The sequence below is a fragment of the Calothrix sp. 336/3 genome, assembly GCF_000734895.2.
Lineage (GTDB): Bacteria > Cyanobacteriota > Cyanobacteriia > Cyanobacteriales > Nostocaceae > 336-3.
On sequence record NZ_CP011382.1, the window covers coordinates 5,040,467 to 5,056,060 of the forward strand.

Annotated in this window: 13 protein-coding genes; 12 read left to right on the top strand and 1 reads right to left on the bottom strand. The window is 42.4% G+C overall.

Annotated elements, in window-relative coordinates:
- Positions 1–17 precede the first annotated feature (17 nt).
- The 7 genes from IJ00_RS20930 (at position 18) to IJ00_RS20960 (ending at position 9,696) form a co-directional block, all read left to right on the top strand.
- On the top strand, positions 18–1,187 hold the full coding sequence (locus tag IJ00_RS20930) for a homocysteine biosynthesis protein (RefSeq protein ID WP_035156310.1): 1,170 nt from the start codon (positions 18–20) through the stop codon (positions 1,185–1,187).
- Between the two features lie 194 nt (positions 1,188–1,381).
- Positions 1,382–2,134 carry a winged helix-turn-helix domain-containing protein gene (locus tag IJ00_RS20935; protein ID WP_035156313.1) on the top strand — a complete coding sequence of 251 codons (753 nt, stop codon included), beginning with the start codon at positions 1,382–1,384 and terminating at the stop codon, positions 2,132–2,134.
- Positions 2,135–2,167: 33 nt separating this feature from the next.
- The gene (locus tag IJ00_RS20940) at positions 2,168–3,484 is read left to right on the top strand and encodes a cell wall metabolism sensor histidine kinase WalK (protein ID WP_035156316.1); all 1,317 of its coding nucleotides are present in this window, start codon (positions 2,168–2,170) and stop codon (positions 3,482–3,484) included.
- Between the two features lie 29 nt (positions 3,485–3,513).
- Positions 3,514–4,197 (top strand): phosphate signaling complex protein PhoU, encoded by a 684-nt coding sequence (gene phoU, locus IJ00_RS20945; RefSeq protein ID WP_035156318.1) that lies wholly within the window; start codon positions 3,514–3,516, stop codon positions 4,195–4,197.
- Positions 4,198–4,617: 420 nt separating this feature from the next.
- Entirely contained in the window at positions 4,618–6,864 is a 2,247-nt protein-coding gene (locus IJ00_RS20950; protein ID WP_035156320.1) for a PhoX family phosphatase, read from the top strand.
- 426 nt (positions 6,865–7,290) lie between these two features.
- Positions 7,291–7,899, top strand: coding sequence for a Crp/Fnr family transcriptional regulator (locus IJ00_RS20955; RefSeq protein ID WP_035156322.1), 609 nt, complete (start codon positions 7,291–7,293; stop codon positions 7,897–7,899).
- Positions 7,900–8,046: 147 nt separating this feature from the next.
- Complete coding sequence (locus tag IJ00_RS20960; RefSeq protein WP_035156324.1) at positions 8,047–9,696, top strand: iron uptake porin; 1,650 nt, start codon at positions 8,047–8,049, stop codon at positions 9,694–9,696.
- A 137-nt stretch (positions 9,697–9,833) separates the two neighbouring features.
- Here the strand turns inward: IJ00_RS20960 and IJ00_RS20965 are convergent, their stop codons facing one another.
- The gene (locus IJ00_RS20965) at positions 9,834–10,064 is read right to left on the bottom strand and encodes a hypothetical protein (protein ID WP_035156326.1); all 231 of its coding nucleotides are present in this window, start codon (positions 10,062–10,064) and stop codon (positions 9,834–9,836) included.
- Positions 10,065–10,159: 95 nt separating this feature from the next.
- Here IJ00_RS20965 and IJ00_RS20970 point away from each other — a divergent pair, with 95 nt between their 5' ends.
- The 5 genes from IJ00_RS20970 (at position 10,160) to eis (ending at position 15,376) form a co-directional block, all read left to right on the top strand.
- A complete protein-coding gene (locus IJ00_RS20970; protein WP_035156329.1) occupies positions 10,160–10,762 on the top strand; it encodes a DUF3318 domain-containing protein in 603 nt (200 codons plus the stop codon).
- Between the two features lie 229 nt (positions 10,763–10,991).
- Positions 10,992–11,768: an SDR family oxidoreductase gene (locus tag IJ00_RS20975; RefSeq protein ID WP_035156332.1), complete on the top strand. Its 777-nt coding sequence runs from the start codon at positions 10,992–10,994 to the stop codon at positions 11,766–11,768.
- 291 nt (positions 11,769–12,059) lie between these two features.
- Positions 12,060–13,631, top strand: coding sequence for a tetratricopeptide repeat protein (locus IJ00_RS20980; protein ID WP_046814886.1), 1,572 nt, complete (start codon positions 12,060–12,062; stop codon positions 13,629–13,631).
- Positions 13,632–13,636: 5 nt separating this feature from the next.
- Positions 13,637–13,945 (top strand): hypothetical protein, encoded by a 309-nt coding sequence (locus IJ00_RS20985; protein WP_035156334.1) that lies wholly within the window; start codon positions 13,637–13,639, stop codon positions 13,943–13,945.
- Positions 13,946–14,191: 246 nt separating this feature from the next.
- Entirely contained in the window at positions 14,192–15,376 is a 1,185-nt protein-coding gene (eis, locus tag IJ00_RS20990) for an enhanced intracellular survival protein Eis (protein ID WP_035159423.1), read from the top strand.
- Positions 15,377–15,594: the final 218 nt, after the last annotated feature.

The window sequence follows — 15,594 nt, forward strand, 5'->3', positions numbered from 1 at the left end:
TCCCCAAAGGTTTGACTATGCGATCGCTGTCGGAAATTAACGAAAAAATTCTCCAAAAACGTGCAGTTGTCTTGACGGTAGCAGAGGTAAAACAGCAAGTTGCAGAAAAGGGAGTAGCAAAAGTTGCCCAGGAAGTCGATGTAATTACGACTGGGACTTTTGAACCTATGGAGTCAAGCGGCGCTATCATCAACCTCGGACACACCGACCCACCAATTAAGATTCGCCGTTGTTGGTTGGATGGTGTCCCTGTATACTCAGGTTTCGGCGCTGTGGATTTATACCTGGGCGCTAGCAGTGCAGCAGAGGTGATGGAGGGAGAAGAAGTTCGAGAGCGGGGTGGCGGTCATGTAATTGAAGAATTAATTGCTGGCAAAGCGATTCAAGTACGTGCCCAAGGTCAAGTTACTGATTGTTATCCTAGGGCAACCTTTGAAACGACAATCACCCGTGATACTATCAACCAATTTTATCTCTACAATCCTCGCAATCTCTATCAGAATTTCATTGTTGGGGTGAATGGTGGCGATCGCCCTCTATATACTTACCTCGGTCTATTACAACCCCGTCTGAGTAACGCCGTCTACTCCAACCCTGGAGCAATCTCTCCCCTATTTAATGACCCAGATTTACAGTCAGTTGGTGTCGGGACTAAAATTTTTCTCGGTGGTGGAATTGGTTACATCGCCTGGGAAGGAACTCAGCATTTTCCCCTACAAAAACGTTTACCCAACGGTACACCCATCGGTCCAGCCGCTACCCTAGCATTAATTGGTGATGCCAAACAAATGAGTCCCCAGTGGGTACGAGGCTGCTACTTTAAAAATTATGGTCCCTCCCTGATGTTAGGTGTGGGTGTACCTTTCCCGGTTCTCAACCAAGAGATTATCGCTAGATGTGCGGTCTTAGACCAAGATATTGTCGCCCCTATCGTCGATTTTTCTATCCCTAGGCGAGTCCGTCCCACCTTCGGTTTAGTTAGTTACGCTCAACTCAAATCTGGACGTATCACTATTGAAGGTCGCACAGTTCGCACTGCTCCCCTCGTCAGTTTATACCTCTCCCAACAAGTTGCCGAAGAACTGAAACAATGGATTACAGCTGGAGAATTTACCCTCACCGAATCAGTTGCCCCTATTCCCATGACTCGGTCTTTTTTGCCCCAAGACCGTTGGACAGAGTTTTAAGAATTCTTGCAATTTATTAAATAAAACGACAATCAGCGAAAAAACTATTTAACTGAGGCTGGCTGAATTGGTCTATAATTATAGAATGTAACCTATGCTACATAACGCTAGGGCGACCCACCCACAAGCGTAAAAATACTCAACGTCAATTGTTGATATTCATACTGACGCAGCTATAGAGTTTTGTGATCTCAATGTATACAACCGAGTCAACCAAGTACCAACCGACAACGGATATCGGACAAAAGAGTCGTATCTTGGTAGTAGAAGATGAAGACTTAATCCGAGAAATGTTAGTGATGGCATTAGAGGAAGAAGGTTACGGTGTTGTAACTGCCTCTGATGGACGGATGGCGGTAGAACATCTCAAAAGTGTTGAGCAAAATTTGGGAGAGCTAAGTTTTGATTTGGTAATCCTGGATTTGATGCTACCTCAAATTAATGGTCTGGATATTTGCCGTTTATTGCGCTACCAAGGAAACCCCGTACCCATTTTGATGTTAAGCGCAAAAGGCAGCGAAACTGACCGTGTATTAGGTTTGGAAGTAGGAGCAGATGACTACTTAACTAAGCCTTTCAGTATGCGTGAACTGATTGCTCGGTGTCGAGCGCTACTGCGGCGGCAGCGTCTCAGTAGTTTACCTCAGTTACCTGTTTTACAGTACAAAGATATTAATCTTTATCCTCAAGAATGTCGGGTGTTAGTGCGTGGACAAGAAGTTAACTTGTCTCCCAAGGAATTTCGGCTGCTAGAATTATTCATGAGCTATGCCCGACGGGTATGGTCACGGGAGCAATTACTCGATCAGGTATGGGGTCCTGATTTTGTCGGTGATAGCAAAACTGTGGATGTGCATATTCGTTGGTTGCGCGAGAAGTTAGAATTAGATCCAAGTCGTCCCGAATATATTGTTACAGTTCGTGGTTTTGGTTATAGATTTGGATAAGTGTAGGTTGTTAGAAAATACTAACAACTGTCAATGTCTGGATTACATTTTTTTCTTGGTTTAAGCGTGGGATTGGCGTTTTGGGTGTGGCAACAGATACAACTAAAACGCCAAATCGGTAATTTACCGCGATCGCTATCTCTGGAACTTGCCGATGTGGATTTGCCCTTGATTCCTCGTTTACGGCAAGAAATTTCTGCTGTCAAGGAGCAGCGAGAGCAATTAAAAATTCAGGTGCGAGACTATCAAGAGTTGCTGGAGTTCGCACCCACAGCTTATTTACAGGTAGACGAAGAAAATCAATTATTAGGCTGCAACAAAGTTGCTAGGGAAATTTTACAGCTCCAGAGGTGGCAATCGGGACAAGTGCGTTTGTTGCTGGAGGTGGTGCGCTCCTATGAATTGGATCGACTGATAGAGCAAACCCGCGATCGCCAGGAACCGCAGATGCGAGAGTGGGTGTTTCACCCCCCTTGTGAGAACGCTGCCGCAATGTTAGAAGTAAAGTCGTTGCAATTGAGGGCGACAAGTCTGCCATTATCAGATGGTCAAGTTGGTGTTTTTCTTGAGAATCTCCAGCCCCTCATAGATATTAGTCGCAATCGCGATCGCACCCTATCTGACCTGGCTCACGAGTTAAGAACACCTCTCACTTCTATTCGCTTAGTCGTAGAAACATTGCAAAATCGCCTGCAACCACCCCTAGACAAATTCGCCAACCGTCTCTTACCAGAGGTGGATCGTCTCATCAATCTTGTACAAAGTTGGTTAGAACTTAACCAATTAGAAGTTAATCCTAGTTTACATATTCAAGCTCAACCAACGGAAATACATTCCTTGGTGGTTTCGGCTTGGGAGACTTTAGAACCAATTGCCCAGCGTCGTAAAGTGCAGATTATCTATACAGGTGGGGAAGAAGTCTGGATTAATGCTGACAAGTCAAAAATTTACCAAGTTTTTCTCAATCTATTGGATAACAGTTTAAAATACAGTCCCCCTTGTGGAAATATCCATGTAGAAGTTAAAATCCTTTACTCGAATAATATCAATATACTTAAGGAAAACAACTCACATAATCTGGAGATTAATATTATCGACGCTGGAATTGGTTTTTCCGATAAAGATTTGCCCTATATCTTTGAGCGTTTTTATCGAGGAGATCAATCCCGTTCCCGGACATCTGATGCTGAACATCCCTCTCCCACAGTCACAGTCGGTAGTGGTTTAGGTTTGGCGATCGTTCAACAAATTATTTTGGCTCACGGGGGTACTATCAAAGCTATGAATCACCCAGAAACTGGTGGAGCATGGTTACAAATATTACTTCCAGGGGTCATGTCAAATTCCTAATTCCCGGACTATATTAAAAAAATAAATTCATGTTTGAGATTACAAGCGTGAAAGCACTTTTATCAAATCACGATTCTGGAAGACCCCAACTCACACGAGAGATTAGACGTTTAGAGCGTGATATCTTACGGATGGGTGCTTTAGTAGAAAAATCCTTTCGTTTAAGTCATCAAGCACTGTGCGATCGCGATTTAACCGCAGCCAAGCAGTTACCGCTTTTGGATAAGAAAATAGACCGTTTTTATAAGCAAATTGAATCAGATTGCGCCGCCATTATGACATTACAGGCTCCTGTAGCTCAAGATTTGCGGTGTCTCAGTGCTTTTATGCAATTAGTGCGAGATTTAGAGCGCATAGGGGATTATGCCCAAGATTTGGCAGAAATTTCCATTAAGCTGTTCCCCTATCCTCCCCATATTGCCCTGGGAGAGATTGCTGTCATGTCTCACCATGCTCAAGCTATGCTGGCTACTAGTCTAGTTGCCCTTGCGGATTTAGACGAAGAAGGTGGCAGGAGTATCAAACGTTTGGATGATGCTGTGGATCATGCCTATGAGCATCTGTATCAAACTTTGGCACAAGAACGTGATGTTCCAGGTGTGGTAGAACCTATTTTACTCCTGGTTTTGGCAATTCGTTGCCTAGAAAGAATGGCAGACCATGCTACAAATATTGGTCAACGAGTAGCATATATTGTCACGGGGCAAAGATGAAAATAATTCGTAATTCGTAATTCGTAATTCGTAATTGAATTAAACCACCCACAAGGGGCGAGGTTTTGACCTTTTCCCTTCTTGATAAATTTGAGAAACAAGGAGATAGGGAAGAAACATACCCTTAACCTTGTTTTTCACAAGTTTTGGGAGCAGTTGATTGCCGTTCGCGTTAGCGGACTTTAAGTCCATTGCCCTAGCTTCAACCATGGCGTTCTGAGAATATCGCTAATCAATTGACAAAAAAAAGTGATCAATACTACCTAGGTTTAGTTGAGGTTTCCGGTAGAATTGGTGAGCTAACATACATTTCACGCCACGATTACCTGTTCTTAACCTTATGCCACTAAAGTAACTGAGGGGGTTGTGAATTATAGTCACTAATTTATACTGGTGGCGTTCCTTAGAAATAAAAACCTCATGAATGTTACACGTCGAGATTTCTTATTACTGATGGCTGGAGGTGCTGGTGCAGTTGCACTGAGTTCTTTAGTCGGATGCGATAAGAAAGTTACACGGTCATCTACCACAATTGTAGGCACAAATCAGTTTGCTTTTCAGCCTCTCCAGGGGGCAATTCCCCTAGAAACCTCCGGATTGCAACCAGAGGAGCAAAAAGCTCACTACAGTACCTATGAAGTAAAAGATGATTTAATACTTCCTGAAGGTTTTACCTACCAAGTTATAGCTGCTTGGGGCGATCGCCTGGGTGATTCCCGTTTTGGCTATAACAATGATTATTTATCCTTTATTCCCACGGGAGAAAATACGGGTTTTCTCTGCGTTAATTTTGAGTACATCAGTCCCATCCCTTGGATGCAGACATATGAGCAGGTAATTGGCAAAAAGTTACCATTTGAGGAAGTTAAAGCATCTCTCAAGACGCAATCATCAGGGAAAAAGAATCAAATCAATGCTTTTGCTCTTCCTGATAGTGACTCTCTCAAGTCGCAAATTAGGGAAATTTCTCAAGAAGCATTGTTAGATCAGGGATTAGGAATTATTTCTATCCGCAAGAATTCTCAAGGTAATTGGGAGCGTACTAATTCCTCAACAGACCGCCGCATTAGTGGTATATCTGGGTTAACCGATGGTCGTTATCTCCAAAGCACAGGTCCAGCAGTGGCGATATTTCGCAAACAAACAGGACTGGGTTATATAGATAAGTTGGGCGATCGCATTATTGGTTCCTTTGCCAACTGTGCAGGGGGAACAACTCCCTGGGGTACGGTTCTCAGTGCAGAGGAAAATTTTCAAGCACAAGTTCCTGAACCTGTCTATGCAGATGGTACTTCCCTTGATCCTGGGATGCGTCCCTTTGGTTTAGGAGATGAAGAACTATTTGGACAGGGTAATATTTTTGGACTTGCAGGGAATAAGTACGGTTGGATTGTGGAAGTTGATCCCACTAACCCCAAAGATTACGGAACTAAACATACTTGGTTAGGACGCTATCACCATGAAGCGGTGGGTGTGCGTGTAGAAGCAGGTAAACCACTGGCATTTTATTCTGGTTGCGATCGCCGGGGCGGACATATCTATAAATTTGTCAGCCGTAACAAAGTCAAAAATCCCCAAGATAAAGCTAACTCCCGTTTGCTCTCCCAAGGAATGCTCTATGCAGCCAAGTTTAATGCCGATGGTACAGGTAAATGGATACCCCTAAAAGCGGATACGCCTGTTAATCCTGACTTACCTAGTCATATTGCTGGTAACTTGATTCTATTGCCTCCAGGTTTACCTACAGCTAAATCTCAGGGGAAAAACCAACCGAAGTCTTTTAAATTACCCGACCCTATCGAAGCAATCAACCTCAAAATTACCAAAGATGAGGAAATTCAGCAGTACAAACAAAAGTTTAAAAAACTGGGTGATTTGTACACAGGGAATGAGCAAGAAAAACAAGGAGCAATCCTGATTGATGCTCATTATGCTGCTAACGCTGTGGGTGCTACCTGCACTGCTCGTCCTGAAGATACAGAGGTTGCTGCTAATGGTGATTTATACATCTGTTTTACCTCTGGTTCTGCTGACAAGGAAGGTGGTTCTGATATGCGAGTTTTTCGCGGACTTCAGGAAGAAACCCCCTATGAGTATGGTTGGGTGATGCGTCTTGTGGAAGACGGTAATAATCCTGCATCTCTGACTTTCCGTTGGCAAATGTTAGCAACTGGGGGAGAACCTGCTAGCGGTGGTATGGGTTTTGCTAATCCCGACAATTTACTCATTGACAAACAAGGTCATGTGTGGATGGTGACAGATATTTCTACGGGTAAGCTTAACCATGGAGTCAAAAATCGTTTAGATGAACAAGGCAAAAAAGTATCTATCTCCGGTCTTTTTGGCAACAATGCCATCTGGTATATTCCCACCACTGGTGATAATGCAGGTAAAGCTTTTCTCTTCGGTTTAGGACCAATGGAGTGTGAAACGACAGGACCATGCTTCACTCCAGACGAATCAACCATGTTTTTATCTATACAACATCCTGGAGAAGCTAACGGTACACGTTTCAAACAAGCCACAGAAACTAGGGAATTTCTCGTCAAAACAACCACAGGGGAAGAATTTTTACAAAGTCGCCAAGTTCCCATCGGTTCCAATTGGCCCAGCAAATACCAGGATAATCCTCCCAAACCAGCTGTTATCGCAGTCCGCAAATCCTAGCTACTTGACAGCAATTATCAATTAATCTAAGATGTTGCCATGGAAGAAAATTAGTTTTTCATCAAAAATATACTTATCAAAGCATTCAGTGCCCATAGAAATAGGTGCCCATAGGAAAGTATGCTGGAAATGAATTTAAGTAAGTTGTTGGGAATATTTCTTCTATTGCTAGCTTGATTACTTGATAATTGTCTGATAAGACCTATTGGCTTTTCTAATTAATGTCTAGGATGTATCAAGTTTAGAGATTAAAACCGATTATCTACATCAGAAAATTGAAGGATAACTTAAGCATCAGCATTCTTTAATATTGTTGTGAGATTGTTATTTTTGGAGATATACATCCAGCCTCAAAAATTAATATTTTGTGAGCAGGTATCAGCATTTCTAATTAATTGAATAGATAAACACTACAAATCAAAAAGTATGCATCCGATCATTCGTTCAACAAATCCTAACAATAATCATCCTCCAAGCACATCGGAGCCACCTTTACCACAGAAGTTATTTACTCGCCGAGAAATAATACCACAACGCAACGATGTTTTGTGGCGTATCGAGCGGGGAGCAGTGCGAACCCTTACCTGGAGCGAGGATGGCACATTTATTACTCTGGGGTATTGGGGTGCTGGAGATTTAGTCGGCTATCCCTTATCAAGGGTAAAACCCTACCAAATTGAGTGTTTAACCAGCGTTGAGGTGACTCTTGTTCCCCCTCACCTGTGGAACCAGGATGTTAATGCTCTACTAACCCACATTCAACAAGCAGAAGAATTACTGAGCATAGTTCATCGCAAACCAATTTCTTTGCGGTTATGGCAATTTTTAACTTGGTTAGGAGAAAAATTTGGTCGTAACGTAGAGCAAGGAAAGCTGATAGACTTAAATGTAACCCACCAGGAAATGGCAGAAGTATTAAACACCACCAGGGTGACAGTAACTCGTCTGTTACAACAATTTGAAGAGGAAGGAAATCTACTTCGCCATAAAAGGAGAATGATTTTATGTTTTCCTAATAAAGATTTCCTAAAATAATCGAAAAAGTATGGTGATTATCTTGTGTTAATTGCCGTCAATATTGGTACAATACTTTATGGAAATCATGAGTAAATTCTCAGGAAACCAAAAAAGTTCTGATGTTTATCCAGTGATTTAGTTAATAGGTGTGAGAGAGACAAACTAATGACAAGACCTTTCTGGAATATTATCAAATTCAGTCCAGTAGTTTTTGCTGCGACATTATTGACCACTAACGCAGCGATCGCGGCAGAAGTTAACCAAGAAGTTACCTCTGTTGCTCAGTTATCCAAGGAAAGTGACAGCTTAAGTCAGGTTACTTCCGTATCTCAGTTTTCCGACGTACAACCCACCGACTGGGCATTCCAAGCATTACAATCCCTAGTAGAACGTTACGGTTGTATCGCTGGTTATCCTAACGGTACTTACCGTGGTCAACGGGCAATGACTCGTTATGAGTTTGCCGCAGGTTTAAATGCTTGTTTGGATCGGGTAAACGAATTGATCGCCACAGCAACTGCTGATTTGGTGAAAAAAGAAGACCTAGCTACATTACAACGTCTTCAAGAAGAATTTGCTGCGGAATTGGCTACTCTCCGGGGACGGGTAGACGCTTTAGAAGCTCGCACTGCTGAGTTAGAAGCCAACCAATTCTCCACCACCACCAAGTTAGTTGGGGAAGCAATTTTCAGTGTTGCTGCTCCCTTTGGTGATGAGAAGGCAGTTGCTCCTGGAGCGGTTCCAGGTAGTGCAGGTAAGGTTGATGACAACATCACCTTCTCAAACCGAGTACGTCTGCGCTTGAACTCCAGTTTCACTGGTAAAGACCAATTGCAAATTCGTTTGCAAGCACGGAACACCACTCAGTTTGATGGTGGTAGTGCGACTGCCGGAAGACCTAACATCACTGGCACAAGCATGACTCGCTTGTCCTATGATGGTGACCAACAGAACGACGTATTCATTGATAAGATTAACTACGCATTCAATCTCAGCGATTCATTACGTATCAAGATTGATGCCAACAGTGGTGAATTTTACGACAACGTTAATAACTTCAATCCTGACCTAGCTAGCGATGGTAGAGGTTCTATCTCTCGCTACGGTCGTTTCAGCCCTATCTACCGTGTTGGACAAGGTGGTGCAGGTATTACCGCAACCTTCAATCCTAAAGGTACTTTCAGTGCTTCCGTTGGTTACTTAGCTGGTGGTAACAACAACGTTGCTAACGATCCCAGAGATGGTAGAGGTTTGTTTGATGGTAACTATGCCTTATTAGCACAGTTAGCGTTCCAACCTGGTAAAGCTTTTAACGTTGGTTTAGCTTACGCTCGTACTTACCAAAATGCGGCTGGTGGTGTCAACGTATTTGAGAGTACAGGTAGTGGCTTTGCTAGCAGACCTTTTGGTAACGTTGCTACCTCTGCTAACCACTATGGCTTACAAGCTAACTTCAAAGCTAGCGATAAATTGGGTGTTGGTGGTTGGATCGGTTTTGCTGATATTCAATCTGAATCTGGTCCCGACCTTGATGCTAACGCTTTCTACTGGATGGTGAACGCAGCATTTAAAGATATCGGTCCTAAGGGCAGTTTGTTAGGTTTACAATTTGGTCAACCACCCAGAATTACTGACAACGACGTTGCTGCTCGTGAAGATAATGATACTTCCTACCACTTGGAAGCACTCTATCGCTTGCAAATGACCGACAATATCTCTGTTACCCCTGGTTTGTTGGTTATCTTCAACCCAGAACACAACGACAATAACGACACCATCTACGTTGGTACATTACGTACAACCTTCACCTTCTAGGTTGAGAATGGTTTAGATAAATCTCCTTATCTTGTCATAATACATATCCCCTGCTTCATTAAGAGGTAGGGGATATGCTTGTTTAAGGATTCGTGGAATTCTTGATTTTTGATTAAGTTTTTCGGAGGGCGAAAGAACTACGTTCCGCTAGGGCGATCGCTACTCCAAGCCCACCAAGCACAACCACAATGACAATGGTAAAATTCTTGCCATTTACGACGATAATCCTCACTAGTGACGGGTGAGCGTCGATTAATCCAAACTCCTACAGCTTCTAAACTGCTGCTACCACAACGAGGACAAAGAAACTGATATGCATGGGTTGCCTGATTTGTCCACTCAGGAGGAACTACACTGAAAGCTTCCATAAATTATTGTTCAATAATCAATAGTATCTTCTGTCACCCTATTGCCATAAGTTAAAAAAATTATAAAATCTGTTAGCTGATAGTGAATAGCCAATATGGAGTCGAACGTAGAAATTCGCCGTTTAATAGACATTATGCCTGCTTCTGGTCGCATGATGGCGAAAATTGTCAGCAAACCAGAGCAAGCAAAGGTGATAGATGCTAACTTTCCTTTACCTTGGAATCGAGAGCGTCCTGTATATATTAATTTTGACCTGTGGCGACGATTAACGAAACCACAACGAGATTTATTATTGCTGAGAATGGTTTGTTGGGTTGTGGGGATTAAATGGTTTAAACCAGATATTTATCAAGGTGTTGCCATTGCAGGAATTTTGGGGGGTTTTGTGGAATCTTCCCAAAGTGATGCAGTGGGTATTGTGGTAGCTGCGGGACTTTCCACCTTGGCGATCGCTCGCATTTGGACAAAAAACCGTTCCCAAGAATCAGAAATTGATGCTGATGTTGGGGCAATTCGCATTGCTCAACGTCGGGGTTATGCGGAAGCAGAAGCTGCTGAGTCTTTGTTATCTGCGATTGAAGCAGTTGCTTACATTGAAAAACGCCCTGGTTTAACTTTTACCGAACTTATTCGCTGTCAAAACCTGAGGGCGATCGCTGGTCTTTCGTCACAAAATATACCTCAGGGGTATGAATAGTGAGTAATGAGTAATGAGTGGTGAGTAATGAGTAGTACACTGTCAAGGTTAATTTGAGGGATATCTCCCCCTCATCCCCCCTGTCCCCCTTGTCCCCCTCATCCCCCAATTAAAATTTGACAGACTAGTAATGAGTGGTGAGTTCAGAAACAATTATTTTGAATTAATCTTAGAACCCATATGGGATAAGAGACATTTCTAATTCATATCAGGTGTAAATCACAAAAATATGGACAAAAAAATAGTTCTAATTACTGGTGCTAGTAGTGGTATTGGTGCTGCTTGTGCGCGGATTTTCGCTGGTGCGGGAGCTAAATTAATTTTAGCGGCTCGGCGTTGGCAACGATTGCAGGAATTAGCCCAGGAATTAACCGCTCAGTATGGAGATGATTTGCAGTTACATCTTTTACAGTTAGATGTGCGCGATCGCTTGGCGGTAGAATCAACAATTAAAAATCTTCCCCAGGAATGGGCTGATATTGATGTTTTGATTAATAATGCTGGTTTAAGTCGCGGTTTAGACAAACTCCACGCAGGGGATTTTCAAGACTGGGAAGAAATGATTGATACCAATATCAAGGGTTTATTATACCTGACTCGGTATGTAGTTCCGGGAATGGTAGAGCGCGATCGCGGTCATGTAATTAATATTGGTTCTATTGCTGGTCATCAAACTTATCCCGGTGGTAACGTCTATTGTGGGACAAAAGCAGCTGTTAAAGCCATTTCTGAAGGCTTAAAACTGGATTTAGTGGGAACTCCCATTAAAGTCACCTCCGTGGATCCAGGGATGGTAGAAACAGAATTTAGTCAAGTGCGCTTCCATGGTGACAGCGATCGCGCCAGTCAAGTTTACCAAGGACTCACTCCCCTGACAGCCGATGACATCGCGGATGTAGTCTTTTTCTGTGCCACCCGTCCCAATCATGTGAATATCAATGAAGTAATTCTGATGCCTGTAGACCAGGCTAGCGCGACTCTGGTACATCGTAAAAGCATAATCTGAGTCAAAAATCCTGATGATTAATTTGAGATTGTGGATATCGGGGATAGTGGAAGTCAATATTAGTCTTCTGTTTGGTTCATCACCCACAAATTCACAATTCTCATACTCTGACAATCAGAACCAGGACTTACGCAACCAAAAATTGTCCTTGCAACTGAAACGTATTTGAGGCAAGCAATCCCAAAATTTCGGAAGATTTCGTCCCTTCTCTGGGAGACGCTAACGCTGCTACTAACCTAATTCCGTAGGTTTTGCGTAAGTCCTAAAAACTAATCTCAAATTATTTGACTCATGATACAGCTGAGAAAGCAAAAAATTTTTCAAATACTGATTTTATCGTTGTTGAGTTTCTTAACAATTACTTCGGGTAAGGTATATTCCCAAACTCCTAAAACTACACCTAGTCCCGATTCTATCCAGAAAATTGCGGATAATTTGGCGATTATCGATAAAAGTTTTACCAGTATTGCCTTCTTTCTCGCAAAAGCGCTGATTGCCTTATTAAGTATCCTAGTAATTCATCGAATTATTTTACTGGTTACCTATCGCTCTTCCCAATTGGTAATTGATAATTTTACAAATGCTACAGGTGCAGAGGAATTAGATGCGGTTCTCCCAGGTTTAAGCCAAATCGCACGGGAAAAGCTCATACGTCAGATGAAATATTTGCATCTACGTGTTAAGCAACATATTATCAAAATCGCTCCCAATGTCTATCGACCCACAGATAAATTACCCTTACCCCGAACTACACCTGATCAGAGATTAGGTGATTTGGTAAATTCCCTGAATGAGTTTACACCCGATGAGTTAGATCCCGTAGTGCAATTATTGAAAGTGATTTTTCCCCCCTACGGGACAAAGGTTAGTGGAATTTTACAGAGTCAAGGTGATGATCATCGGGTAATTGGGATTACCTTTGAAATTACTGATATTGAAGGTCGAGTTGCCTCCCAGCTATATACAATTTGGGAATCATCCCTATCTAAAACTGAAGAAACTGGTGATGATAAATCCCAACTTGCTCTCAAAGATCGTTTTCGTCGTCTTTTACCCACAGCTACTCGCTGGTTAGCAGTGGAACTTGCTCGACGGGAAATGATTGCTTCTGTACCTTTTATCTTTGTTGGTCAGACACGTAAACATTATCTGGGGAAAATTTATAATTTTTTCGGTGTTCTCAATCAAGCTAACGCTCAGACCCACGGTAGTTTTTTTTACAATTTAGCGATTGAAGATTTAGAACTAGCAGTAGAGCTAGACCCCGATTGGTATCAAGCCTATGATAATTTAGCGGAAACCTATAGTTTTCTTGGTCGGGATACAAAAGGTATAAAAAGTATCAACGCCTATCAAAAGGCGATCGCCCACTATGAGCAAGCATTACAACACGCGAAAAACCCCGCAACCAAATGTCGTTTACGTTTAGGAAAAGCCATTACTCAACTACTTACAGGCAATAAAATTTGGATCGAGGCAGCAAGACAAGAAATTCAAAACCTGGAAACAGAAATTGATCCCACCAACAATAAACTCAATTATCGTTTGTTATATTATTTTGCTTGCTGGTACGCGATCACCGCTTCGGTGGAGCGTAGCTCTCTCGCCAACTCTCTAGGAGTCACACCCCCAGGAGAAACCTCTGCTCTGCGCTATCTCAGCTATAGTTTGGCAAGGGAAACTAACCCAGATTTTTGGGAATGGACGGAAAAAGACCCCGATTTAGCTGCAATTCGTTCTCATATTCCCCTTATCAAGTCAGCACTATCACAAAAATTACAACAACAACCAGAACTTTCTACCCTCACAGGAGAAAAGTTTGCCCAAACCATCACAGAAGTTCTGCAAGCAGTTAATAAGTAGCAAATATGAGTCAATCTGAGTTTGAAAAAGCCAAACAACGACTACATCAGGCAAAACAAGATATTCTCTGGGCACTGACAGTACTCGAATCCAGGGATAATCATTTCTATGACTCTTCCCTCACCCCGGAACAAGTCACCCAACTCCAAGCAGAATTTCAACAACATCTCCAAGAAATTCATAGCGTTCTGGAAGCAAAATCAGAGAAAGTATACCGAGAAATTAATTTTCCCCTCAGTAGTCCCCGCGAAATTTCTCCTCGGATTACAGGCAGAATACCGCCCTTTGGCGACCCAGATGAAGAGGATGAGTAATGAGTAGGGAGTAATGAGTAGGGAGTAATGAGTAAACTTAACAGCCAGGGTTTTACTAGTGAATTAATACTTGTCTTTATCTGATACCTCACGGAATACCCCGAAGCATCCACAAAATAGGGTTAGGAAGAATCAAGTTCTAACTAAACTGTATTACCACATATCCACCAATCGGGTGAATTTCCTAACATGCTGCTTGTAGTATGATTGTAACCTGTTGCAATCAGCAGTGGATGGATGAATTCTATGACTCCAGATTTTCAGTATGACGTGCCTAATAGTCCAGAAGATAGACAAAAATTACAGAAAATCCTCGAACAGTGTTACATTTGCACCCCGAAAGAGAGTGAAGATTTTGTTACAAAAACTGGTGTAGACAAATTCCGAATTTTTAGACACAACCAAGAAATTATCGGTGGATTAGCCAGTATTCCCATGGGACAGTGGTGGGGTGGTGAAACCGTACCGATGGTAGGAATTGCCGCAGTGGGTGTAACTCCCGAACATCGAAACGGGGGAGTAGCGATCGCCTTGATGCAGCAGACTCTGCAAGAACTTTATCACCAGGGTGTACCCCTCTCCTGCCTATACCCAGCTACTCAGTATTTATATAGGCAAGTAGGCTATGAACAGGGGGGAACAGCCACAACTTGGGAAATAGACACCAATGATATTCGCATTAAACAGCGATCGCTGCCTGTTCTTCCCCTTCTAGAAATTAATCACCAAGTACTGAATAATTTATATACTCAGCAAGCACAGCGAAATAATGGTAATTTAAACCGCGACTTTACACCGCTTCTATGGGAAAGATTACTGGAAGTGGAGAAGAATGAAACAGTTTATACTTATTTAATTGGTGAGCCAGATAAACCCCAAGGATACGTGATATTTCATCAATATTGGCAACAGGATAACTGTATTCTGAAGATTCGAGACTTTGCTGTGCTTACCCTTGCTGCTGCTGAGAGTCTGTGGTCATTTTTAGCCAGTCATCGCTCCCAAGTCAAGAAAATTCGCTGGAAAAGTTCCATTGTTGACTCCTTTTCTCTAGTACTTGCAGAACAAGCAGCTAAAATTCAACATACAGAACGCTGGATGTTACGAATAATCAATTTGGTGGCAGCTTTAGAAAAACGGGGATATCCTCCAGAACTTACCACAGAGCTACATTTACAAGTTGAAGATGACTTACTCACAGCCAATAATGGTGAATTTATCTTAGCGATCGCCAATGGTAAGGGAAAAGTCACAACCGGTGGGAAAGGAGATTTACATCTTGATATTCGTGGTCTCGCACCCCTGTATACTGGATTATTCACCCCTCAAGTTTTACAGGTAGCAGGCAAAATCCAGGGCACACCACAAGCTTTACACACAGCAGAGCAAATCTTTACAAGAACATCTCCCTGGATGTCAGATTACTTCTAGTTTCTTTGTTGATACTAATTTGCTGTCAGAGGTAGTAGTCTCTATACTGTCATTGCGACGGTCGGGAAGCAATCTCATTACCCTGAAACCACTACGACAGAACGCAACTAGTTATAAATAAATCTTCTTCTACTCTTTGACTCATTACTCATTATTCATTACTCCTTGAACCCTACCCAGCAATTTTGGCTTGGTCGAGTACTAGGGTTGAATCTACC